This is a genomic window from Clostridium sp. BJN0001 (genome assembly GCF_022869825.1).
GTDB lineage: Bacteria > Bacillota > Clostridia > Clostridiales > Clostridiaceae > Clostridium.
In genome coordinates, this window is the sequence record NZ_CP094971.1 from 1,241,270 (window position 1) to 1,261,766 (window position 20,497).

The following is a 20,497-nucleotide window of genomic DNA, read 5'->3' on the forward strand; positions in this document are numbered from 1 at the left end:
GGTGAGTGTATGAAATTAACACCAATGGATATAAACAATAAAGAATTTAAGAAATCTCTTAGAGGATATAATCCAGATGAGGTTGATGAGTTTTTAGATCAGATAGTTGATAGTTATGAAGAACTCTATAAAACAAATCTTCAGCTTAAAGAAAAACTTCAAGATACGAATGAAAAGGTTGAGCATTATGCAGACATTGAAGCTACAATAAAAAACACATTGCTTTTAGCACAGAATGCTGCAGAACAGGCAAAAGCATCTGCTAAGAAGGAATCAGAGATTCTTGTAAAAAATGCTAATGAAACAGCACAAAAAATATTAGATAAAGCTCATAATGATGTGCTTGTCATAAATGATGAATATGGTAAAGTTAAACAGGAATTTATAAAGTTTAGAACAAAATATAGAAATTTTATGACAGTTCAGATGGATACTTTTGAAGCGCTTGAAAAAGATTTTATGAAAAATACTAATATTACTGAACCTGTTGATGAGAATGAAGAAAATTCAGGAAGAAATGAAGAGATTGAAACAAACGCTGAAAAACTTGATAAAAAAGTTTGTGAAAAAGAAGCTATGATTAAAGAAGAAAATTCAGATGCAGTTAAAAGTGAAACTAAAGAAGATAAAGTAGCCGATGATGAATTAAGCCAGATAAAAAGTTTCTTTGTAAATGAAAAATAATTTTTTTAAAGCTGTTTTAAAATAAATTAGTATTCAAAACTTATTATTTTATTTTAAGCAGTTTTTTTCTGCTTAATAATAATTTTTAAGAAAGGCAGATTTTATGGAAGATATTAAAATAAAAGTTTGTGAATGTTATGATGGTTTAAGAATAGATAAATTTTTAACTAGTGAACTTAAAAAAAAGTCACGTTCACATATACAGATACTTATAAAAAATCATAATGTCACAGCTAATTCTAAAATAATAAAGAGCAATTATAAAGTTAAAACAGATGATATAATAGAAATTAAGGAAGAAGAACCAAAGCTTTTAAAAGCAGTTCCACAAAATATTAAGCTTGACATTTTATACGAAGATTCTGATGTTATTGTTGTAAATAAGCCTCAGGGAATGGTTGTTCATCCAGCAAATGGGAATCCAGATGGAACTCTTGTTAATGCTCTTTTATATCATTGCAAAGATCTTTCTTCAATTAATGGTGTTATAAGGCCTGGAATTGTTCATAGAATTGATAAGGACACTTCGGGTATACTTGTAGCTGCAAAGAATGATTATGCACATAATATTTTGTCAATGCAGCTTAAAGAACATTCAATGAATAGAGAATATATTGCTCTTGTAAATGGAATACTAAAATCTGATAGCGGAAAGATAAATAAACCACTTGGACGGAATCCTAAAGATAGATTAAAGATGGCAATAGTTGAAGGTGGAAAAAGGGCTGTTACTAATTATTCTGTTTTAGAAAGATTTAAAGAATATACTTTAATTAAATGTGTATTAGAAACAGGTAGAACACATCAAATACGTGTTCATATGGCTTCAATAGGTCATCCACTTGTTGGAGACCCTTTATATGGATATAAGAAGCAACATTTTAAGCTTAAAGGACAAATGCTTCATGCAAAAAAACTTGGATTTATTCATCCTGTTACTAAAGAATATATGGAATTTGTAAAAGATGAACCAGAATATTTTAAAGAAATAATAAATAAGCTCAGAAACATTAGGTAGGTGGAATGTATGAATATAAAAGCAGTTTTATTGGATCAAAAGGCTATAAATAGAACAATTATAAGAATTTCACATGAAATTATTGAGAGAAATAAAGGAGTAGATAATCTTGTTTTAGTTGGTATAAAGACGAGAGGATATCCTCTTGCTGTAAGAATAGCAGATTATATAAATTCTATAGAAGGAAAGAAAGTCTTAGTCGGACATGTTGATATATATCCTTATAGAGATGACATAATGTCACTTGATGATATACCAAAAGTAAAAAATCATGATATTGGAGTTCCTATAAAGGATAAAAAAGTAATTATAGTGGATGATGTACTATTTACATGCAGAACAGTAAGAGCTGCGATAGATGCTATAATGGATTCTGCAAGACCTATGTTTATTCAGCTCGCAGTTTTAATTGATAGAGGACATAAAGAACTTCCTATAAGGGCTGATTATGTAGGAAAGAATATTCCAACATCGAAATTTGAGCAGATATCAGTAAAATTAACAGAAATAGATGGGGAAGATTCTGTAAAAATATATGAACCCTAAAAGGAGAAAAAAAGATGGATTTTGATTTAATTGCAACCAGTACATTTGGAATAGAAGGAATTTTAGCAAAGGAATTAAGAGCTCTTGGTTATGAGGATTTAAAAATTGAAAACGGAAAAGTTACATTTAGTGGTGATGAAATGGATATAGCAATTGCTAATATTCATTTAAGGACTGCAGATAGAGTTCTTATAAAGCTTGCAGAATTTAAAGCTGTGACATTTGAGGAATTGTTTCAGGGAACAAAGAAGGTTGAGTGGAGCAGGCTTATACCTAAAAATGGTGTTATGCATGTTGTTGGAAAATCAATAAAATCAACACTACATAGTGTGCCTGATTGCCAGTCTATAGTTAAAAAAGCTGTAGTTGAAAGTATGAAAGGAAGCTATGATGTAGACCTATTTGAAGAGAATGGACCTGTATTTAAAATAGAAGTTGCTATATTAAAAGATATTGTAACTCTTACTATAGATACATCTGGTGATGGTCTTCATAAAAGGGGATATAGAGAGCTTGCAGGAGCTGCACCTCTTAAAGAAACTCTTGCTGCATCAATGGTTTTACTTTCAAGATGGGATAGAAAGCTATCTCTTGTAGATCCTTTCTGTGGATCAGGAACAATACTTATAGAAGCAGCAATGATTGCACATAACATTGCACCAGGAATAAATAGAAAATTTGTATGTGAAAGCTGGCCTCTTATGTCATCAAATGTATTTTCTATTGTTAGAGAAGGTGCAAGAAAGGCTCAGAAGAACAATGACGTTAAAATAATAGGTTATGATATTGACTATAAAGTAATGAAAGTTGCAATGGAAAATGCTAAAAAAGCTAATGTTGCAGAGTATATAGAATTTCAAAAACGTGATTTTATGGAATTTAGCAGTCATAGTAAGTATGGATTTATTATTTCAAATCCTCCTTATGGTGAAAGAATAGGTGATGAAGAGACTTTAAATATATTATATTCACATCTAGGAGATATGATAAAGAAATATAATAACTGGGATTTTAATATTCTTACATCTTTTGAGCCATTTGAAAAAGTAGTAAGATCATCGTCTACTAAAAATAGAAAGCTATATAATGGAAGAATAAAATGTTATTACTATCAATATTTTAATAATGAACTTATTAAAAATGATGGTGACACAGTAATAAAAGCTCTTATTGGATAGAGTTTTAATATTGAAAATATATTTACAAACATAATTATATGTGATAATATTATAGCCATATAGGCAAAGACGCCAACAAATTTTTATTTGTTGGCGTCTTTTTTTGCAAAGGAGGAGCTAAATATGAGTGATGTTTATAGAAAAATTGCAGAAAAGATACCTAAGATGAGTAAGGCTCAGGAAAAAATAGCAAAATATATTTTATTAAATCAAACTAAGACACCTTTTTTAACTGTAGAAAATTTAGCTAAATATTCTGGAGTAAGTATTGCAACTGTTACTCGATTTGTAATATTTATAGGATATAATGGATATCCTGAATTTCTAAAAGAAACACAGAAAACACTTCAGCAACATGTTGTAGATACAGAAAAAATGAATAAAGAAAATAGAGATGATGATAGCAGAGATGATAATGTATTTGATATTTTTAAAAATGATATTAATGATATTAATAGTACGATGAAAAATGTTAATTTAATAGAAGTTGAAAATGCTTTAGAGATTCTAGAAAAATGTGAAAGATTATTTATAATTGCAAATGGAAATATACGTTCTCTTGGAATGATGCTTAAAAATTCTATGGAATTCATGTTTAAAAATGTAACAATAATTGATAATATAGATCAAATAGGAAGAATGATTAATGTACCATCAGCTAATGATGTGGCTATTTCTATAAGTGTTGATAAATGTCATAAAGAAACAGTTCAAATTTTTACATATCTAAAGAAAAAGGGAATTAATACAATATCAATTACAGATAGCATGTTATCTCCGCTTGTTCCTTATGCAGATGCAAATCTTATTGCACATATGAGAAGAAATACGAAGACAGAATCATTTGTAGCACCACTTAGTCTTATTAATGTTATAATATCACTTCTTGAAAAGAGAAAAGGAGATGATTACAAAAGAAGAATAGAAAAACTTAATGAGACATATGAAGAATTTAATTTAATAGTATGAAATAAAAATGGGAGTGTTTTATTTTGTGACACTCCCATTTTATTTATATGTGTTTTATTTTAAGTCTTGAAAAATCTGCTGGATTTACTGTTATTGTTTTATTTGTATGATAAATGACCATACCTGGTTTTGCACCACTTGGTTTTCTAAGTTCTTTTACTTTTGTGTAATCAACAGATTGTTTTGGAGAATTTTTACCTTTACTATAATACGATGCTATTATTGCAGCTTCAAGTAGAGTATTATCAGGAATATCATATGAGGCAATAATAACGTGAGACCCTGGCAAATTTTTTGTGTGCAGCCACATATAATTTTTGTTTGCTGATTTTAAACTTAAGTTATCGTTTTGTATATTATTTCTTCCAACAAATATATCTATTCCATCACTTGAAATAAAATGATGAGGTTTAGATTCTTTTACTTTTGGTCCTTTATTTTTCTTCTTAAATTTTATATATCCAGTCTGAATAAGTTCGTTTTTTATTTCATCAATATCTTTATAATCTTCTGCATTTAAAATATTAGTTAAAACAGAATTTAAATAATTTTCTTCTTCATTATTTTTATTAAGTTCCATTGAAGCATGTTTTTCTGATGCTTTTAATTTATTATATTTTTTATAATATCTTTGAATATTATAAGAAGGGGATTTTGAAGAATCAAGATTAATAATTATGTATTCTTCAGATTCCTCATTATAGTAGTTTAAAACTTTTATCTGAGAGTCGCCTCTTTTTATTTTGTAAATGTTAGAAGTTAAAAGATCACCTTTTAATCTATATGTTTCTTTTTTAGTACATTCTTTAAGAGTTTTATTTAAAATTTTACTTTTCTTTATACATCTTTCTAAATTAGTATGGATAAGTTTTTGAAGATTTGATGATCTGCTTAAAATTCTGTCTTGTTTATCTTTTTTAGAATAAAAATCATCAAGAAGTTTATTAGGATTTTCATATTTTGTATATTCAAGCTCTTTTTCAAGACAAGGTAAATGTGTAAAGTAAAAGTCAACTAATAATCCCATCTTTGACGTGTAAAGATTATATGATATTTTTTCATCTAATGTACTTATATATGATTTGAATTTATCATATATTTCTCCTTTTACTAGAAGATCATTATCCATTTTAAATTCTTCGTATAAATTATTAGAAAATAATCTACTTATTCCTGTAAATGTATTTAAGAAGAAATCCTGATTGAATTCAAGTTCATTTTTGCTTATATATAAAGAAAAATCACTAAATGTAAAATCAAAAGGATTAAGTTTTTTAGATTCTGGTGGATTAATATATTTAATGCCGGGATATAAAACTCTATAACTATTCATATCTGCTGTTATGTGTTTTATACATTCCATAATTTTTCTGTCACGTTCTCTTACTAAAGTTATATTAGAATGACGGCCCATTATTTCAATTATTAATGAATACATACTGTTAAAGCCGAGTTCATCGGAATTTTGAATATCTATTATTACGATTCTATCATTGCTTTTTTGGTATATATTTTTAATTATTCCTCCCATTATGTATTTTCGAAGAACCATAAGATACATAGGGGCTTTTATAGGATTTTCTTTTTGAATATCTGTTATATGAATTCTTGCAAATTGTGGTGAAGAACTTACAAGTAATTTATAGTTTTTTCTATTTTTTCTTAAAGTTAAAATAATCTCATCTTTTTCTGGTTGGTTTATCTTATCTATTTTTGAATCTATAACTATATCACTGATATTTGAGATGAGACTATGTAAAAACATTCCATCTAATGCCATCTTGTTTCATCCTTTCATAAAGAAACTTACAATATAGTATACATTTAATTTGTAAATTAATCAATTTTAGATAAAAATAGAAATAAAAATGTTGTATAAGTTATCTATTATTTATTATAATAATAGAGTGTTGTAAAATTATTATAATAAATAGGGGGATATATATGGATTTTATTAAAATGCAAGGAGCTGGAAATGATTTTGTATTTGTTCAGGATATAGAAGACAAGATTCAAAATGAAACAGAACTTGCTGTTAAATTATGTAACAGACATTATGGTATAGGTGGAGATGGACTTATAATTGTAAGAAAATCAGATAAAGCCGATGCAAGAATGATTATAATAAATAAGGATGGCTCATACGCTAATATGTGTGGGAACGGCATAAGGTGTTTTGGAAGATATGTTTATGAAAATGGAATTGTTAAAAGTAAAAAATTTAAAGTAGAGACTGGAGACGGTATTAAAAATATTGAAGTTATAACTGACAAAAATGATGCTGTTAAATACATAAGAGTATTTATGGGTAAGCCTTCATTTGATGGTAAAGATATACCGTTAAATGGAATAGATAAGCTTTTTAATCAGAACGTAGATATAAATGGGAAAGAATATATTTTAACTACAGTTTTAGTTGGAGTGCCACATACTATAGTAATAGAAAAGGATATAGATTTTGATGTTGAAAAAGATGGCCCATCTATAGAAAAATTTAAATTATTTAAAGAGGGTACAAATGTTAACTTTGTAAAAGTTATAAATAATGATACTATAAGAGTAAGAACATGGGAAAGAGGAGCAGGTTATACATTAGCTTGTGGCACTGGATGTTCTGCATCAGCATATATTTCAAAAAAACTTGGTCTTGTTAATCAAAATGGAGAAATAAATGTTAATGCACCAGGTGGAAAGCTAATAATCGAACCGTCTGATGAAGGAATTTATATGAAAGGTGAAGCAGAGCTTGTGTTTAAAGGAAAAGTTCGTATTTAAAATCAAGGAGAGAAAATGAAACTTAATTTCAAAATAATGTTATATCTGCTATCCATTATGATTTTTGTTGTATCTATTTATGGATGTGAAAGTGCAAAAACAGAAAATGAATCATATTTAAAAGACAACTATGATATAAGCTTAAATTATGGAGCTGTAAATATAAGTGAAGATGGAAAATATAATATAGAAAATTATGTTGACGGAAAATATGATAATATAGCAGAAGATAAAGTTATTATTGATTATGATATGGATACAAAAAGTTTTCTGTCATCAGAAAAAGGTTTTCTTTATATAAATAGAAATGAGAAGAAATTTAAAACTTCTGATGAAAATTATATAGATGCAAAAATATCACCAAAAGCAAAATATTTTTCTTATTTTATAGATGATACTGGATATAAATTAAGAGTATTTAAAACAGATAAAAATGAAGAAGTTAAAATAGAATCTGATATCACAATTTCAGGAACTATATATGACTGGTTTGACGATCATACACTTATATATTATGGTGTAAAAAATGATGGAACAAACGGACTTTTTACATATGATATTGACAGTAAAGAAGAAAAAATGTTTTATGAAATAAAAGATGGTTTCTTAGCATACTTAAAATCTTATGATGAGCATATTGTGTATCTTCAGGTTAATATGGAAAATAAAAAAACACTTGTAAAGATAAATAAAGATACTGAAGAAAGCAATATTATAACAGAAAAAATAGAACATATTACTGATATGATAGAAAGTAATGGAAAAATATATTTCACAGGTAAAATAGAAGATAATAGTGATTCTTTATATGTTATTGAAAACAATAAAGTAAAGAGACTTATTTTTGATTTTCCAGTAAAAACAGAAACATCTAAAGGACTTTCAAAAGATTCTGAAGGAAATATACTTTTTGTTGGAATGAAGGATACAAATGACACGAAAGTACAAATATTTTCTTATGAAAAGGATGGAACTATATCTGTAATTTCAAAAAAATCATCTGATTTTGAATTCATAAAAATAGAATGATTATTTATTAGAGTTAAATACTGAAGAATATGGATAATATTCATATTCTGCAGTATTTTTTATATTAAAAAATTAGAAATATATGTATTAAATAATATATATAGGTAAATACTGATATATAGGAGGTGGTAATATATAGAATATTGTATAGATGATATAGATTTATATATTTGTGAGAGAATAAATAAGACTATATGTGAAAAATATAAAATAATTCCGTTTAAAGAAGAGGGCAATTCTATAATAATATTATGCTTAAATGATAAAGTTGACGATAAGGTAAAAAATTATCTTAAGATAATATATAAAGATGATATAAAGTTTACAAAAATAGATGAAAAAACTTTTTACTATTTAAAAAGTATAATATATGATTTAGATTTTGATAATCTTTTAGATTATATAATTCAAAATGCAGTTTTAAATAAGGCGAGTGATATACATATAGAGCCACATGAGAAGGATACTGATATTCGATATAGAATAAATGGTATGCTTCAGCTTATGTATAAAATAAATAAGAATAGATATATAAAACTTATCTCAAAAATAAAAAATGATTCTAATATGGATATTACAAATAGGAGAAATCCTCAGGATGGAAAAATGAGATTTATATTGGAAGATATTCACTACGATTTAAGAATATCATCTATTCCTTTAATTTTTGGAGAGAAAATAGTAATAAGAATTATATATAAAGATAAAACAGAATTTTCATTGAAAAATTTATACTTATCAGAGAAAAAAGTTGAACTTATAAAAAGAATGATAAGTTTAAAAACAGGACTTATCCTTATAAATGGTCCTACAGGAAGCGGAAAGTCAACTTCTCTTGCAGCAATATTGAAAGAATTAGATGGAAAAAATGTTAATATAACAACGATAGAAGATCCAGTTGAGATAATTATGCCACATGTAAATCAAATGAATCTTAATGAAAAGATAGGGATTACGTTTGAAAGTGGTCTTAGAAGTATACTTAGGCAGGATCCTGATATTATAATGGTCGGAGAAATAAGAGATAAGAAAACAGCAGAAATGGCAATAAGATCATCTATAACAGGACATAAAGTTTTAAGTACAATTCATACAAGTGATGCAAAAGAAGTTTTTGAAAGACTTAGCAATATGGGTATAGATAGATATCTTATAGATGAATGTATATCAGGTATAATATCTCAAAGGCTTATCCGAATATTATGTGATGAATGTAAAGAAATAGATAAAGAACATAGTAAAGAAAATTGTATAGTTTATAAGAAAAAAGGATGCTCAAAATGTAATTACTCGGGTTATGGTTCAAGAAGGCTTATAAGTTCAGTATATCTTTTTAAAGGAAAAGATTCGTTAAAGAGTACAGATATAGATAAAATTAGTAATAAGGATATGATTTACGATTTAGATAATCTTTTAAAAAAGGGAATGATAGGACATATGGATTATATGGATTTCATAAAGGGGGAAGGAATATTATAAAAAAGAATTTCTTGAAATCAAATTATAACAATAGCGAGATAAGTTTTTTGTCAGCAAGTATAGCGGATATTTATAAAACAGGAATACCTCTTAAGCATGCACTTTATCTTATTTATGATTCATTAAGTGATAAAAAATATAAAAAGAGTATTCTAGAAATAATTAATATGATTAATTCAGGAAAAAGTTTATCAGAAGGTTTTTCAGTATATAAAAATCTTTATCCGGATTTTTTTACAGGCATGGTATCTATAGGAGAAGAAAATGGAAAGCTCTATGAAGTTTTTTTAGGACTTAAAAATTTTTATGAAAAGATAAATCTTATAAGAAGTAAAATATTTTCATCATTATCATATCCTATTTTTATACTTTGTCTAATATTTATTCTTGGAATAGTACTTATAAATCTTTTGATTCCAAATTTTTATCAGATTTATATTTCTATGAATATTAAACCAGATAATGCATGTAGAGTATGTTATTTATTTATTCAATATGTTAATAAGAATTTGATTTTTTCTCTATCTGTATTTTTTATATGGGGAATAATAATTCCATATTATTTTTTAAAAGTAATAAAAAAGGCTGTTAATATTAGATTGTTTAAGAAAATAAAAATAATGAGGCTTTTTATAGAATATCGAATTATATTAATATTATCAATAATTATTTCATCTGGAGTAAATATTTCATCAGGACTTTCATTTTCAATAAAAGGTGTTAAATCAGAAATTATTAAAAATGGACTTATTTCTATAAAGAAGAGTATTTCATTTGGAAACACTTTTTATGAATCATTAAAAAATAGCGGTTTATGTTCTGAAAAAACTCTTTCGATTATAAAAATAAGTGAAGAAAGCGGAACGCTTAGTAGATCACTTACTAATATATCATCTGAAATTGAAAGAATATTAAACATAAAAATAAATAGATATTTATCATTTATTGAACCTGCTTTAATAATTCTTACAGGAATTTTGATACTTGTATTTATGATAATATTTGTCTTACCTATCTTTACAAATCTTCAGTATGGGATGCACAAAAAGATATGAAGAAGAAAGGTTTTACTATAGTAGAAAATATTATATGCATTTTTATTATTATAATTATATTTTCTTTGGCGGTTTCATCATATGCTGGAATTAGGAAGATAATGGCTAATATAGAGCTTGATCAGTTAAATTATGAAATAATGGATATCTTAGTTTATGGTAAAAAATATTGCCGAAAATATAATACGTATGGTAATTTTGAAACAAACATTAAAAAAGATAAGATTATATTTTCTACATATGATAATAAAAGATTAAAAGAAGTCATTGTTCCTAAAGAGTTTATATTTTCTAGTAATTTAAAACTTATGATTAATAATAAAGGAAAAATAACAAGGGGAGGAACTATAATTATAAAAAATAAGCGAAATAAAGAGTATCTTATTACGATAAGAGTTGGAATAGACCTTATAAGGCAGAAGGAAAATTAGATGAAAAAAGACGGAAGTGTGTTAATAGAAGCAGTTTTTGCATCTTTTATTTTAAGCATAACTATAATGTATACAGCAGGCGTAGTTGTATCATCAATGAAGTCATTAAAGTTTCAAGAAAAATATCAAAAATCATATAATACATTAGAAAATCTAAAAGAAGAAATTAAATATAATTATTCATCATCAGAAATAGAAGAGTTGATAAAAGGTGATGGAATTAATTTAAAATATGATGATGAATTTGATGAAAAACTGCTTTATGAAAATATTGAGGATATGGAAAAGGGTGATGATATAGTAATAAAAAAATCTGATAATAAAGAGGACTATGGAATTTCAATAGATATTATTATGAAAAATAATGACGAGATAATAATCAAAAAAAATTTTGTGAAAAGCTGGTGGATGGGTGAATCGTAAAAATGGTTTTACAGTTATTGAAACTACAGTATATGTTTTTATAACATCTCTTTTGATGTTTATCGGAATTTCAGTATTTGTTTTTTTATATAAAAATTATCTTAAAGTAGTAAATAAAGTTATGCTTTGTAACTATATAGAACAGTATTTTTTGTCAATTGATAACATGATAACAGAAGGAAGCGTAAAAAGTCTCGATAAGGATTCAAGTGCTTTTTTTATAAATAGAGATACTGACTTAACAGAAGCTAATGGAAAACGAATAAATAAAATGCATGATAAACTTATAGTTACATCGTGTGCAGGAAGCAGATACTTGAAAACGTATAATACTCTTATAGAAGGTATAGATAATTTTGAAGTGATTTTAAAAGGAAAAGTTTATTATTTAATAATAAGTATGAAAGATGGGAGGAAGATTATAAGAAGTGTATAAAAAAAGTGGCTCTGCACTTCTATTTACGGTGTTTATTATGTTAATAGCAAATCTTATATGTTTAAATTTAATAAAAATCCAGATAAATAATACTAAGAATTGTTATTTAAATTTTGATAAGAAAGATGTTTACAACATAAACATACGTGAAGAAGAATTTATATATAAAGCGATGAAAAAGATAAACAAAATGAAAAAAGATAATATTTCAGATTGTTTTCCTATAGAAGATGATGATTTTTCACTTCAATTTGACAAAGATAGTGGTGATATTTTCCTAATTTCATCAATACAAGATTATGAAATTAAAAAGCGAAAAATAGATTATAAGTATAAAGACGATGATATAATTCTTATTCCAACGCAATTTTATATTTGAGAAAGAGGTTTAAATGAAAAAGCAGAACGTTATATTGAAAGGAGATTCATTATTTTATAATGAAAAAGAAGAATTTGTTCAAGATTTTATAAATTTTAATGATTTTAAAAATAAGAAGATAATTATAAATGTTTTAAATGAAGAATTAAATACTACATCTTTTTACGTAGGAAGGATATTTAGCAAAAATAATGCAGTACAAAAAATAATAGAAAATAATTTTCCTCATAATGAAGACGTTCTTTATGATTACAAAATAAATAAAAATGAAGCATATATATATTCAATAAGAGCTGGTAGAAATATTTTGCCAATTATTAAAAAAAATAAAAATTTTAAGATAGTTCCCTTTCAATATATTATTATGCAATTTTTAAATAGGAAAATTCATTCAAAAGATAACATTATTTCAATAATAAAGTATGAAAATATATATTATTGTCTAATATTAAAAAATAGAATATTAATTAAAAATTACGTAAATAGGGATCTTATACGAATAATATCTGAGATAAAAAGCGCGTATGATATAAAATTTGTTTATAGCAATTTTAATATAGAAAATTCTAATTTTAAATTTAAAATTATAAATATAGAGGATTATCTGAATGAAAAATTATTATAGAAGAAATAAAGATTTTATACCAGATTCTATTTATTTTGGAGAAGTAGAAAAAGTAAGGAAAAGAGAAAAAAATCTTATAATATTTATAATATTACTTAATATTTTACTTCTCCCTTTTACAGTAAAGAAAGCATACTCTCAAATATTTCTTTATAATAAAAATACTGAATTAAAAAATGTTCAAAATATAATGCAAAGTAAGTATATTAAAACTGATGAGATAAAAAGAATATATGACCTTTTAAAATATAGAAATTTTAATAAGTTTAATATAAAGAATGGGAAAGGAACAGTAATATCAGAAGATTTAAATAAAGAAAAAAGTTATTTTAATAGTTCAGATTTTAAAATATTAAAAATAAAGGAAAAGATAGATGGTGAAAAGAAAATATTTGAGATAGGAATTGATATAAATGATAAAAAAATTAATTAAAAATTTTTTATATATTATATTTATTGTTATTTTTATTGTGCAGTCATTATATTTGTTTAAATATAAAAAAATAAGTGACGAAAAAATAACAAAAACATGTATAAATAGAAATACAAATGCAAAATATAAAAATATAATTGATGGTGCAATAGATTTTACGAATATAAATGGTGTCCATATAGATTCTGCAAAAAAAGATAGATCTATAGTAAATTATAAATTAAAAATAGATAGAAATATGGTAGATATTGATAAGCTTTTAAAAGAGTCAGAAAGATATAATATAATTAGTTATACATTTTATAAAGATGATACAGAAGATAACATATTTCTTGAAATAATAAATAAATGATCATTTAATGTATAAAAATATGATTTATTATTTGCAATTAGAAGTTTATTTTGATAAAATACTATTGTTATGTCATATGCAGAAATTATCTATTATGGCATATTATTTGAAGCTTATATGATTGAAATAATATTATTTTATAAAACTTGGAGGGATATTTAATGATATCAGCAGGAGATTTAAGAAAAGGAACAACTTTTGAGCTTGATGGACAAGTATTTACAGTAACAGACTTTTTACATGTAAAGCCAGGTAAAGGAGCTGCCTTTGTAAGAACAAAATTAAGAAATGTAATATCTGGAGGAGTTGTTGATAGAACATTTAATCCAACTGAAAAATTACAGGAAGCTGTAATTGAAAGAAAAGAAATGCAATATCTATATAATGATGGAGAATTATATTACTTTATGGATCAGGAAACATTTGAACAGATTCCTTTAAATAAAGATAAAGTCGAAGAAGCAATAAGATTCTTAAAAGAAAATATGTTTGCAACAATAAAATTCTTTAAAGGAGAAGCTTTTTCAGTTGAAGCTCCAAACTTTGTTGAACTTCAGATTACTGAATCTGAACCAGGAGTTAAAGGAAATACAGCTACAAATTCATTAAAACCAGCAACACTTGAAACTGGAGCAATTGTAAATGTACCAATGTTCGTAAATGAGGGAGATGTCATCAGAATAGATACAAGAACTGGTGAATATATGGAAAGAGTATAATAAAGATTTATGAATGATATAAGGAAAAAAATTCAAAATGTAAGACAGGAGATTGCATCATCACATGATGAAAAAAACAGAAAAATACTTAGTGATATTGCTGATGTCCTTGACCTGATGAGTGATAAACTTGAAGAAGTTATAGTTAATGAAGAAGCTATGCAGGAAAATGTACAGTTTATTGACGATGATTTAAGTGGAATTCAGGATGAACTTTTTGAAGAAGTTTCTATTGATGATCTAAATGAGATGGATGATGAATATACTGAAGTAAAATGCTCAAGCTGTGGCAAGACTGTTTTTATTGAAAAAGCAGCACTTAAGAATGAGTTTATACCGTGTCCATATTGTAATAAAAATATTAAATAGTTTTTTATAAGCCGATTTTTGTCGGCTTATTTTTTTTGTCATAAACACTATTTATTTCTAATAATATTAAATAAGATAAATAAATCAGGATGTGATATAGTGTGAATTTTGATAATGTTATGAAAATTCTTCCAATAAAAATACGAGATATTATTAATGAAAAATTAAATTCAAGTATTGTTTATGAAATAAGAATGAAAGCACAGAAAAATGTTGTTATTTATTCTAATAAAGGCGAAGAAGTTCTAAATTATATAACTGGAATAGATGATATAAATTTATGTATATCAAGAATATCTGATTTTTCATTATATGCATATGAATCAGATATAAGGCAGGGATTTATTACAATAAAAGGAGGCTGCAGGGTTGGAATTGCAGGTGAATGTGTTATAGATAAAGACAGTATAAAAACAATAAGAAATATATCTTCGCTCAATATAAGAATATCAAGAGAAGTTGTAGGATGCTCAGACTATCTTATGAGATTTTTATGTGATGGTCAGAGAGTTTACAATACTATAATTATTTCACCTCCAAAATGTGGGAAAACAACTATGATAAGAGATATCGCAAGAAATATTTCAGATGGCATGGATAATATATTTTTAAAAGGGAAAAAAGTATCTATTATAGATGAAAGAAGTGAGATTGCAGCATGTTATTTAGGAGTGCCACAATGTAATGTTGGACTTAGAACTGACGTACTAGACAATTGCCTTAAAAAGCAAGGACTTCTAATGGCAGTAAGAAGTTTATCTCCTGATGTTATTATTTGTGATGAGATAGGTACAAAAGACGATGTGGATGCACTTTATACGGCATTTAATTCAGGTGTAAAAATAATAACTACGCTTCATGGATATTCAATTGATGATCTTATAAAAAGAAATGTATTTAAAAAACTACTAGAAGAAAATGTAATTGAAAGAGTCGTAATACTTAATTCAAAAGAGAATTCATTTAATATATCTAATATTTATAAGTTAGAAGGAGAAAAGTATATATGTTTAAAATAATGCTTCTTTTAATTATTTTCTGTATAAGTTCATATATTGGGATAACTTATGCAGATAGTTTTAAACTAAGAACAAGTCAGCTAAAAGTTCTTCTCAAAGCGGTTCTTATTTTAGAAAATGACGTAATTTATGGGAATACGCCTATTCCAGAATCATTAAATAATCTTATTATAAAAATTGAAAATCCATTTTCTGATTTTCTAAAAGATGTAAGCTATAAACTTACAAATACTGATGTTACAAGCGTTTATGATGCATTTTCTTCTGAGTTTGATAAATATAAAGACAAACTGTATTTAAAGCCATATGATGTAAAGATTTTAAAAGATTTTTTAAAATCTTTAGGAACTTCACTTACACAAGGACAGGAAAAAGTATTTAATCTTGCTATACACAATATTAAGATAAATATAAATGAATCTGAGGAAATAGAGAAGAAAAACAGTAAATTATACAGATATTTAGGAGTTCTTTTAGGGGCTATTGTATGCATATTCTTAATTTAGGGGGGAAATAGTTTATGAATGATATAAGTCTTTTATTTAAAATTGGAGGAGCAGGTATTCTCCTTGTAGTTCTTGATAAGGTTTTAACAAGTAGCGGTAAGGCAGAAATTGCGGCAATTACAAATATAGCTGGTGTTGTAATAATACTTCTTATGATTTTATCTGTTATAGGAGATTTATTTAATACAGTAAAAACAATGTTTGTTATGTAGGTGATAATATGCTTATTATAAGAATCACATCATTATGTTTTATTGCATTATTTTTAATTCTTATGTTTAAAAGTCATAATAAAAATATAGCTTTTCTTATAGGACTTTTAACATGTGCATTTGTACTTTCAATGCTTGTAAGTCCTATTAAGGAAATAATAAATTTTATAAAAGTAATATCTACAAAATCAAATATTGATGCTGTTTATATAGAAATTGTATTTAAAGTTATGGGAATAGCTTATATATGTACATTCGCAAGTTCTCTTTGTAAAGATGCAGATGCACAAAATTTAGCATCACAGATTGATTTCGCAGGTAAAATAATGATATTGACTCTTGCAATACCAATACTTATGGCAGTTTTAGATTCTATTATAAAAATAATGTAGAGGTATAGTATGAAAATTAAAAGATTATCTGTATTTATCATAATTATATTATGTATAAGTACTATACTTAATTTTAAGATAGTAAAAGTGTATGCAGATGAAAAAAAAGAAAGCGCTCAGCAGAGCATTAGTGATGATACTTATCTTACAGGGAAACTTGACAATCTTTATGATTATATAAGCAAAATGAAAATAGACAGTGAACTTACTAAAGATCTTGATGCAAAACAGTATATAGAATCATATCTTGAAAATGGGCAAGGAAATTTAAAATGGAAAGATATTGTAGAATCACTTGTATCTCTTCTTTTTAAAGAAGTATCAAGCGTTGCTAAAATAATGATTTCTATAATATGTACAGCTGTACTTTGCTCTCTTTTAAAGAATCTTGAAGATGCATTTTCAAATGAAGGGATTTCAAATGTTGCATTCTATGCGTGCTATCTTGTAGTTATAATGCTTCTTTCAAAGAGCTTTATAATTTCTGTTGGTGTATGTAAGGATCTTATAAAAAATGTGTCTGATTTTTGTTCAGCACTTCTTCCAGTAATTGCTTCAACTATAGGAATAGCTGGAGGTTTTTCACAAATGGCATCACTTGATCCTATAATACTTGCATCTGTAATTACTATACCTAGAATATATTCTGTAATTATAATTCCACTTGTACTTATGAGTGTTGTTCTTCAGTTTGCAGATAATATCTCAAAAGAACATAAGATAAGTAATTTATGTTCTATTTTGAAGCAAATGACAATTTATATTCAAGGCATTATACTTACTATATTTATAGGAGTTTTGACGATAAGGGGAATAACGTCAAGTACTATTGATGCAGTTACTTTGAAAAGTGCAAAGTTTGCAATTGATAATTTTGTACCAATAGTTGGTAAAACATTTTCTGATGCTATAAGCTCAGTTGCTGGTTATTCTCTTCTTATAAAAAATGCACTAAGTAGTGTAGGACTTATTATAATACTTCTTTTAATGGCATATCCTATTATAAAAATAATACTTATGATATTTATATATAAAATTTCAGCTGCACTAATTGAACCTATAAGTGATAAAAGAATTACTAAATCAATAAGTACTGCAGGTGATGGAATGGTTATTATACTTTCATGTGCACTTAGTATAAGTTTTATGTTTTTTATTTTAATTGCTATTATGGCATCATCAGGAAGATATGTTATTGGAGGATGATATGAATGAAATTAAAAGTTTTGTCATAACTATTGTTACGGTAATAATATTTATAAGCTCTATAGAAATTATAATTCCTGATTCTAAGATGAATAAATATATAAATTTTATTCTAGGATTGATTCTTATAATAGCTATCTTAAATCCTATAGTATCATTTATGAATAATGGACAATCTAAAATAATGAGCTCTGTAAATGAGTATCAAAGTAAGATTTTAGAACAAGATGAAACACTAAATAATAATAATAATGATAAAGAGGATATTCGAGAGAATTCTTTTAGAAAGAATTTTAATAAGAATTTAGTTGAACTTTTAAAAAAGAAGTTTTCTAAATATGATTTTGAAGTAAATTCAGAATGTGACATAAATTTTGATACTACAAAGTTTAACATAAAAATGATTAATGTAATTATAAAAACAGGAAAAGTAAAGCCGATAAAAAAAGTTGAATTAAATGATGAGAAAAATTTAGATTTAGTAAATGAAAGATATAAAGATGTTGTAGATTATTTAAAAGAGCAGCTTCAGATAGATGAAAACAAAATCAGAATTTATGAAAAATAAGAGAGGTTTTATTTATGTCGGATAAGAATGATAATAAATTTACACCATGGGCATCAAAGATATTTGGGCAAAAAAAAATAAAGAATCTTCTTACCATATGTCTTATATTAGCATTTTTAGTAATTGCAATAGATGTGCTACTCCCATCAGGTATAAACATAATGAATACAAGTAGCAATGATTTTTATGAAGATGATGAATCAATTAAAAGCACAGAAGTTGAAGACTATGAACAGAAACAGAAGGAAGACCTTATAAATATACTTAAGAAAATAAATGGTGTAGGAAATGTTGATGTTATGATTTCATTTGAAAATGGGGAAGAGAAAGTACCTGCATATGATAAAACAAAACAGAATTCTACATCAGTTGAAACAGATAACGGAGGAGGAAAAAGAGAGAACAGCCAAAATACTGATAATGATAAAATAGTTATGACAAGCAGTAATGGCACTAATGAACCATTTATACTTGAAACAAAAAAGCCAAAGATAATAGGAGTGCTTATAGTATCTGAAGGAGCATCAGATAGCAAGATAAAGTATCAAATAGAAAAAGCTGTTTCAAATTTATATAACTTAAGTTTAGATAAAGTTAATGTATATAGTATGAAGAAGTAGCATATAATTTAAAAGAAAAAAGGATAGGGGGAAAATATTATGACAAAAAAACAATGTGGGATTATTTTAACTTTATTAGGGTTAATATTATGTGTAGGAATTCTTTCTGTAAAGCTTAATAATGGAGGATTAAATGATCCTGAGGATTTAAGCGCTGCAATTGTAGATCAAAATGTTTCAGATGGTGGTGAAGATGAGACAGAAGCTTTAAGCCAAAATGATGCTTTTTATGATTCTAGAAGCAGTAGAGATCAGAACGATTCTACAACTATTCAGACTTTAAAAGCAATAATTGCAGATTCAAATATATCTGAAGAAAAAAAGAATGAAGCTACAAGCGAGCTTACAAAGAAAACAGTTGCAAGAGATAATGAAAATAGAATAGAACTTAATATTAAAAATAAAGGATATGAAGATGCATTATGTATGCTAGAAGACAATAAAGCAACAGTAATTGTCAAATCAAGCGATGAACTTTCAGAAAAAGACAGTGTTGCAATTCAGGAAATTGTGCAGGATGTGTCTAAAATAAAAGATGTTATAATTCAAGTAAAACAGTAAATTTAATCTTTAATATATAAATTTGTAATGTGAAATTTTATTTGATATAATAAGCTTAAGATAAAAGAGAGTGCTTTGCATGAACTTTTTAAGGAGGTTTAGTTATACATGGAAGATGTAAATGGTAATGAGAATACAGGAGTAGTTAGAATTTCAGATGAAGTAGTAAGTGTGATAGCCGGAGTTGCAGCACAGGAAATAGATGGTATATGTGATTATCAAAAAGCAAATATTCCAAATATTTTTAAAGGTAAAAAAGCTCCTAATAAGGCAGCAAAAGTTACTTTAGAAGATGACAAGGCAATAATAGATATGAATGTAACCGTTGAATATGGTGTAAGAATCATGGATACTATTGCATTTGTACAAGAAAATGTAAAAAAGACAGTTGAAGCAATGACAGGAATTAAGGTAGAAGCTGTAAATGTATGTGTTCAGAGCATTTGTTTACCTAAAAAAGAACAAACAGAAGCTAACTAACATTTTACCCTCTGACACCTTTCAGAGGGTAAT

Annotated in this window: 28 protein-coding genes; 27 read left to right on the top strand and 1 reads right to left on the bottom strand. The window is 26.0% G+C overall.

Annotated elements, in window-relative coordinates:
* The first annotated feature begins 9 nt into the window (after positions 1 to 9).
* The 5 genes from MTX53_RS05915 to MTX53_RS05935 all read left to right on the top strand — a co-directional run bounded on the left by MTX53_RS05915 (position 10) and on the right by MTX53_RS05935 (position 4,395).
* On the top strand, positions 10 to 684 hold the full coding sequence (locus MTX53_RS05915) for a DivIVA domain-containing protein (RefSeq protein ID WP_244835332.1): 675 nt from the start codon (positions 10 to 12) through the stop codon (positions 682 to 684).
* Between the two features lie 103 nt (positions 685 to 787).
* Positions 788 to 1,702 (top strand): RluA family pseudouridine synthase, encoded by a 915-nt coding sequence (locus MTX53_RS05920; protein ID WP_244835333.1) that lies wholly within the window; start codon positions 788 to 790, stop codon positions 1,700 to 1,702.
* A 9-nt stretch (positions 1,703 to 1,711) separates the two neighbouring features.
* Positions 1,712 to 2,248 carry a bifunctional pyr operon transcriptional regulator/uracil phosphoribosyltransferase PyrR gene (gene pyrR, locus MTX53_RS05925; protein ID WP_244835334.1) on the top strand — a complete coding sequence of 179 codons (537 nt, stop codon included), beginning with the start codon at positions 1,712 to 1,714 and terminating at the stop codon, positions 2,246 to 2,248.
* 14 nt (positions 2,249 to 2,262) lie between these two features.
* Entirely contained in the window at positions 2,263 to 3,426 is a 1,164-nt protein-coding gene (locus MTX53_RS05930) for a class I SAM-dependent RNA methyltransferase (RefSeq protein WP_244835335.1), read from the top strand.
* 123 nt (positions 3,427 to 3,549) lie between these two features.
* Positions 3,550 to 4,395, top strand: a complete 846-nt coding sequence (locus MTX53_RS05935; protein WP_244835336.1) for a MurR/RpiR family transcriptional regulator — start codon at positions 3,550 to 3,552, stop codon at positions 4,393 to 4,395.
* Positions 4,396 to 4,438: 43 nt separating this feature from the next.
* Here MTX53_RS05935 and MTX53_RS05940 read toward each other — a convergent pair whose 3' ends face one another.
* Positions 4,439 to 6,175 (bottom strand): NFACT RNA binding domain-containing protein, encoded by a 1,737-nt coding sequence (locus tag MTX53_RS05940; protein WP_244835337.1) that lies wholly within the window; start codon positions 6,173 to 6,175, stop codon positions 4,439 to 4,441.
* 164 nt (positions 6,176 to 6,339) lie between these two features.
* Here MTX53_RS05940 and dapF point away from each other — a divergent pair, with 164 nt between their 5' ends.
* The 22 genes from dapF to MTX53_RS06050 all read left to right on the top strand — a co-directional run bounded on the left by dapF (position 6,340) and on the right by MTX53_RS06050 (position 20,464).
* Positions 6,340 to 7,170 (top strand): diaminopimelate epimerase, encoded by an 831-nt coding sequence (gene dapF / locus MTX53_RS05945; protein ID WP_244835338.1) that lies wholly within the window; start codon positions 6,340 to 6,342, stop codon positions 7,168 to 7,170.
* A gap of 15 nt (positions 7,171 to 7,185) precedes the next feature.
* The gene (locus MTX53_RS05950; RefSeq protein WP_244835339.1) at positions 7,186 to 8,199 is read left to right on the top strand and encodes a DUF5050 domain-containing protein; all 1,014 of its coding nucleotides are present in this window, start codon (positions 7,186 to 7,188) and stop codon (positions 8,197 to 8,199) included.
* Between the two features lie 444 nt (positions 8,200 to 8,643).
* Positions 8,644 to 9,678 (top strand): GspE/PulE family protein, encoded by a 1,035-nt coding sequence (locus MTX53_RS05955; protein WP_348521811.1) that lies wholly within the window; start codon positions 8,644 to 8,646, stop codon positions 9,676 to 9,678.
* Positions 9,679 to 9,725: 47 nt separating this feature from the next.
* Positions 9,726 to 10,733, top strand: coding sequence for a type II secretion system F family protein (locus MTX53_RS05960; RefSeq protein ID WP_244835340.1), 1,008 nt, complete (start codon positions 9,726 to 9,728; stop codon positions 10,731 to 10,733).
* On the top strand, positions 10,730 to 11,164 hold the full coding sequence (locus MTX53_RS05965) for a hypothetical protein (RefSeq protein ID WP_244835341.1): 435 nt from the start codon (positions 10,730 to 10,732) through the stop codon (positions 11,162 to 11,164). The genes MTX53_RS05960 and MTX53_RS05965 overlap by 4 nt, the downstream gene beginning before the upstream one ends.
* Complete coding sequence (locus MTX53_RS05970; RefSeq protein ID WP_244835342.1) at positions 11,165 to 11,587, top strand: hypothetical protein; 423 nt, start codon at positions 11,165 to 11,167, stop codon at positions 11,585 to 11,587.
* Positions 11,577 to 12,023: a hypothetical protein gene (locus MTX53_RS05975; RefSeq protein WP_244835343.1), complete on the top strand. Its 447-nt coding sequence runs from the start codon at positions 11,577 to 11,579 to the stop codon at positions 12,021 to 12,023. The genes MTX53_RS05970 and MTX53_RS05975 overlap by 11 nt, the downstream gene beginning before the upstream one ends.
* On the top strand, positions 12,016 to 12,402 hold the full coding sequence (locus tag MTX53_RS05980; protein ID WP_244835344.1) for a hypothetical protein: 387 nt from the start codon (positions 12,016 to 12,018) through the stop codon (positions 12,400 to 12,402). Before MTX53_RS05975 ends, MTX53_RS05980 begins: the two co-directional genes overlap by 8 nt.
* 13 nt (positions 12,403 to 12,415) lie before the next feature.
* Entirely contained in the window at positions 12,416 to 13,027 is a 612-nt protein-coding gene (locus MTX53_RS05985; RefSeq protein WP_244835345.1) for a hypothetical protein, read from the top strand.
* Positions 13,011 to 13,460, top strand: a complete 450-nt coding sequence (locus MTX53_RS05990) for a hypothetical protein (protein ID WP_244835346.1) — start codon at positions 13,011 to 13,013, stop codon at positions 13,458 to 13,460. Before MTX53_RS05985 ends, MTX53_RS05990 begins: the two co-directional genes overlap by 17 nt.
* A gap of 52 nt (positions 13,461 to 13,512) precedes the next feature.
* Positions 13,513 to 13,812: a hypothetical protein gene (locus tag MTX53_RS05995; RefSeq protein ID WP_244835347.1), complete on the top strand. Its 300-nt coding sequence runs from the start codon at positions 13,513 to 13,515 to the stop codon at positions 13,810 to 13,812.
* A 161-nt stretch (positions 13,813 to 13,973) separates the two neighbouring features.
* Complete coding sequence (gene efp, locus MTX53_RS06000) at positions 13,974 to 14,531, top strand: elongation factor P (RefSeq protein ID WP_244835348.1); 558 nt, start codon at positions 13,974 to 13,976, stop codon at positions 14,529 to 14,531.
* Between the two features lie 9 nt (positions 14,532 to 14,540).
* Positions 14,541 to 14,900 (top strand): CD1247 N-terminal domain-containing protein, encoded by a 360-nt coding sequence (locus MTX53_RS06005; RefSeq protein ID WP_244835349.1) that lies wholly within the window; start codon positions 14,541 to 14,543, stop codon positions 14,898 to 14,900.
* Positions 14,901 to 15,019: 119 nt separating this feature from the next.
* On the top strand, positions 15,020 to 15,919 hold the full coding sequence (gene spoIIIAA / locus MTX53_RS06010; RefSeq protein WP_244835469.1) for a stage III sporulation protein AA: 900 nt from the start codon (positions 15,020 to 15,022) through the stop codon (positions 15,917 to 15,919).
* Positions 15,907 to 16,425 carry a stage III sporulation protein SpoIIIAB gene (spoIIIAB, locus tag MTX53_RS06015; RefSeq protein WP_244835350.1) on the top strand — a complete coding sequence of 173 codons (519 nt, stop codon included), beginning with the start codon at positions 15,907 to 15,909 and terminating at the stop codon, positions 16,423 to 16,425. Before spoIIIAA ends, spoIIIAB begins: the two co-directional genes overlap by 13 nt.
* A gap of 14 nt (positions 16,426 to 16,439) precedes the next feature.
* Positions 16,440 to 16,637, top strand: a complete 198-nt coding sequence (gene spoIIIAC, locus MTX53_RS06020) for a stage III sporulation protein AC (RefSeq protein ID WP_244835351.1) — start codon at positions 16,440 to 16,442, stop codon at positions 16,635 to 16,637.
* A gap of 8 nt (positions 16,638 to 16,645) precedes the next feature.
* Positions 16,646 to 17,029 (top strand): stage III sporulation protein AD, encoded by a 384-nt coding sequence (gene spoIIIAD / locus MTX53_RS06025; RefSeq protein WP_244835352.1) that lies wholly within the window; start codon positions 16,646 to 16,648, stop codon positions 17,027 to 17,029.
* Between the two features lie 9 nt (positions 17,030 to 17,038).
* Positions 17,039 to 18,235, top strand: coding sequence for a stage III sporulation protein AE (gene spoIIIAE / locus MTX53_RS06030; RefSeq protein WP_244835353.1), 1,197 nt, complete (start codon positions 17,039 to 17,041; stop codon positions 18,233 to 18,235).
* A 1-nt stretch (position 18,236) separates the two neighbouring features.
* Complete coding sequence (gene spoIIIAF / locus MTX53_RS06035; RefSeq protein WP_244835354.1) at positions 18,237 to 18,803, top strand: stage III sporulation protein AF; 567 nt, start codon at positions 18,237 to 18,239, stop codon at positions 18,801 to 18,803.
* 14 nt (positions 18,804 to 18,817) lie between these two features.
* A complete protein-coding gene (gene spoIIIAG / locus MTX53_RS06040; RefSeq protein WP_244835355.1) occupies positions 18,818 to 19,423 on the top strand; it encodes a stage III sporulation protein AG in 606 nt (201 codons plus the stop codon).
* A 39-nt stretch (positions 19,424 to 19,462) separates the two neighbouring features.
* Positions 19,463 to 19,984: a SpoIIIAH-like family protein gene (locus MTX53_RS06045; protein WP_244835356.1), complete on the top strand. Its 522-nt coding sequence runs from the start codon at positions 19,463 to 19,465 to the stop codon at positions 19,982 to 19,984.
* A gap of 108 nt (positions 19,985 to 20,092) precedes the next feature.
* The gene (locus MTX53_RS06050; protein ID WP_244835357.1) at positions 20,093 to 20,464 is read left to right on the top strand and encodes an Asp23/Gls24 family envelope stress response protein; all 372 of its coding nucleotides are present in this window, start codon (positions 20,093 to 20,095) and stop codon (positions 20,462 to 20,464) included.
* The last annotated feature ends 33 nt before the right edge of the window (positions 20,465 to 20,497 follow it).

Excerpts from the sequence above, each read along its gene's own strand:
- MTX53_RS05915 (WP_244835332.1), top strand. The coding sequence starts at position 10 with ATGAAATTAACACCAATGGATATAAACAATAAAGAATTTAAGAAATCT.
- MTX53_RS05920 (WP_244835333.1), top strand. The coding sequence starts at position 788 with ATGGAAGATATTAAAATAAAAGTTTGTGAATGTTATGATGGTTTAAGA.
- pyrR (WP_244835334.1), top strand. The coding sequence starts at position 1,712 with ATGAATATAAAAGCAGTTTTATTGGATCAAAAGGCTATAAATAGAACA.
- MTX53_RS05930 (WP_244835335.1), top strand. The coding sequence starts at position 2,263 with ATGGATTTTGATTTAATTGCAACCAGTACATTTGGAATAGAAGGAATT.
- MTX53_RS05935 (WP_244835336.1), top strand. The coding sequence starts at position 3,550 with ATGAGTGATGTTTATAGAAAAATTGCAGAAAAGATACCTAAGATGAGT.
- MTX53_RS05940 (WP_244835337.1), bottom strand. The coding sequence starts at position 6,175 with ATGGCATTAGATGGAATGTTTTTACATAGTCTCATCTCAAATATCAGT.
- dapF (WP_244835338.1), top strand. The coding sequence starts at position 6,340 with ATGGATTTTATTAAAATGCAAGGAGCTGGAAATGATTTTGTATTTGTT.
- MTX53_RS05950 (WP_244835339.1), top strand. The coding sequence starts at position 7,186 with ATGAAACTTAATTTCAAAATAATGTTATATCTGCTATCCATTATGATT.
- MTX53_RS05965 (WP_244835341.1), top strand. The coding sequence starts at position 10,730 with ATGAAGAAGAAAGGTTTTACTATAGTAGAAAATATTATATGCATTTTT.
- MTX53_RS05970 (WP_244835342.1), top strand. The coding sequence starts at position 11,165 with ATGAAAAAAGACGGAAGTGTGTTAATAGAAGCAGTTTTTGCATCTTTT.
- MTX53_RS05985 (WP_244835345.1), top strand. The coding sequence starts at position 12,416 with ATGAAAAAGCAGAACGTTATATTGAAAGGAGATTCATTATTTTATAAT.
- MTX53_RS05990 (WP_244835346.1), top strand. The coding sequence starts at position 13,011 with ATGAAAAATTATTATAGAAGAAATAAAGATTTTATACCAGATTCTATT.
- efp (WP_244835348.1), top strand. The coding sequence starts at position 13,974 with ATGATATCAGCAGGAGATTTAAGAAAAGGAACAACTTTTGAGCTTGAT.
- MTX53_RS06005 (WP_244835349.1), top strand. The coding sequence starts at position 14,541 with ATGAATGATATAAGGAAAAAAATTCAAAATGTAAGACAGGAGATTGCA.
- spoIIIAA (WP_244835469.1), top strand. The coding sequence starts at position 15,020 with ATGAAAATTCTTCCAATAAAAATACGAGATATTATTAATGAAAAATTA.
- spoIIIAB (WP_244835350.1), top strand. The coding sequence starts at position 15,907 with ATGTTTAAAATAATGCTTCTTTTAATTATTTTCTGTATAAGTTCATAT.
- spoIIIAC (WP_244835351.1), top strand. The coding sequence starts at position 16,440 with ATGAATGATATAAGTCTTTTATTTAAAATTGGAGGAGCAGGTATTCTC.
- spoIIIAD (WP_244835352.1), top strand. The coding sequence starts at position 16,646 with ATGCTTATTATAAGAATCACATCATTATGTTTTATTGCATTATTTTTA.
- spoIIIAE (WP_244835353.1), top strand. The coding sequence starts at position 17,039 with ATGAAAATTAAAAGATTATCTGTATTTATCATAATTATATTATGTATA.
- spoIIIAF (WP_244835354.1), top strand. The coding sequence starts at position 18,237 with ATGAATGAAATTAAAAGTTTTGTCATAACTATTGTTACGGTAATAATA.
- spoIIIAG (WP_244835355.1), top strand. The coding sequence starts at position 18,818 with ATGTCGGATAAGAATGATAATAAATTTACACCATGGGCATCAAAGATA.
- MTX53_RS06045 (WP_244835356.1), top strand. The coding sequence starts at position 19,463 with ATGACAAAAAAACAATGTGGGATTATTTTAACTTTATTAGGGTTAATA.
- MTX53_RS06050 (WP_244835357.1), top strand. The coding sequence starts at position 20,093 with ATGGAAGATGTAAATGGTAATGAGAATACAGGAGTAGTTAGAATTTCA.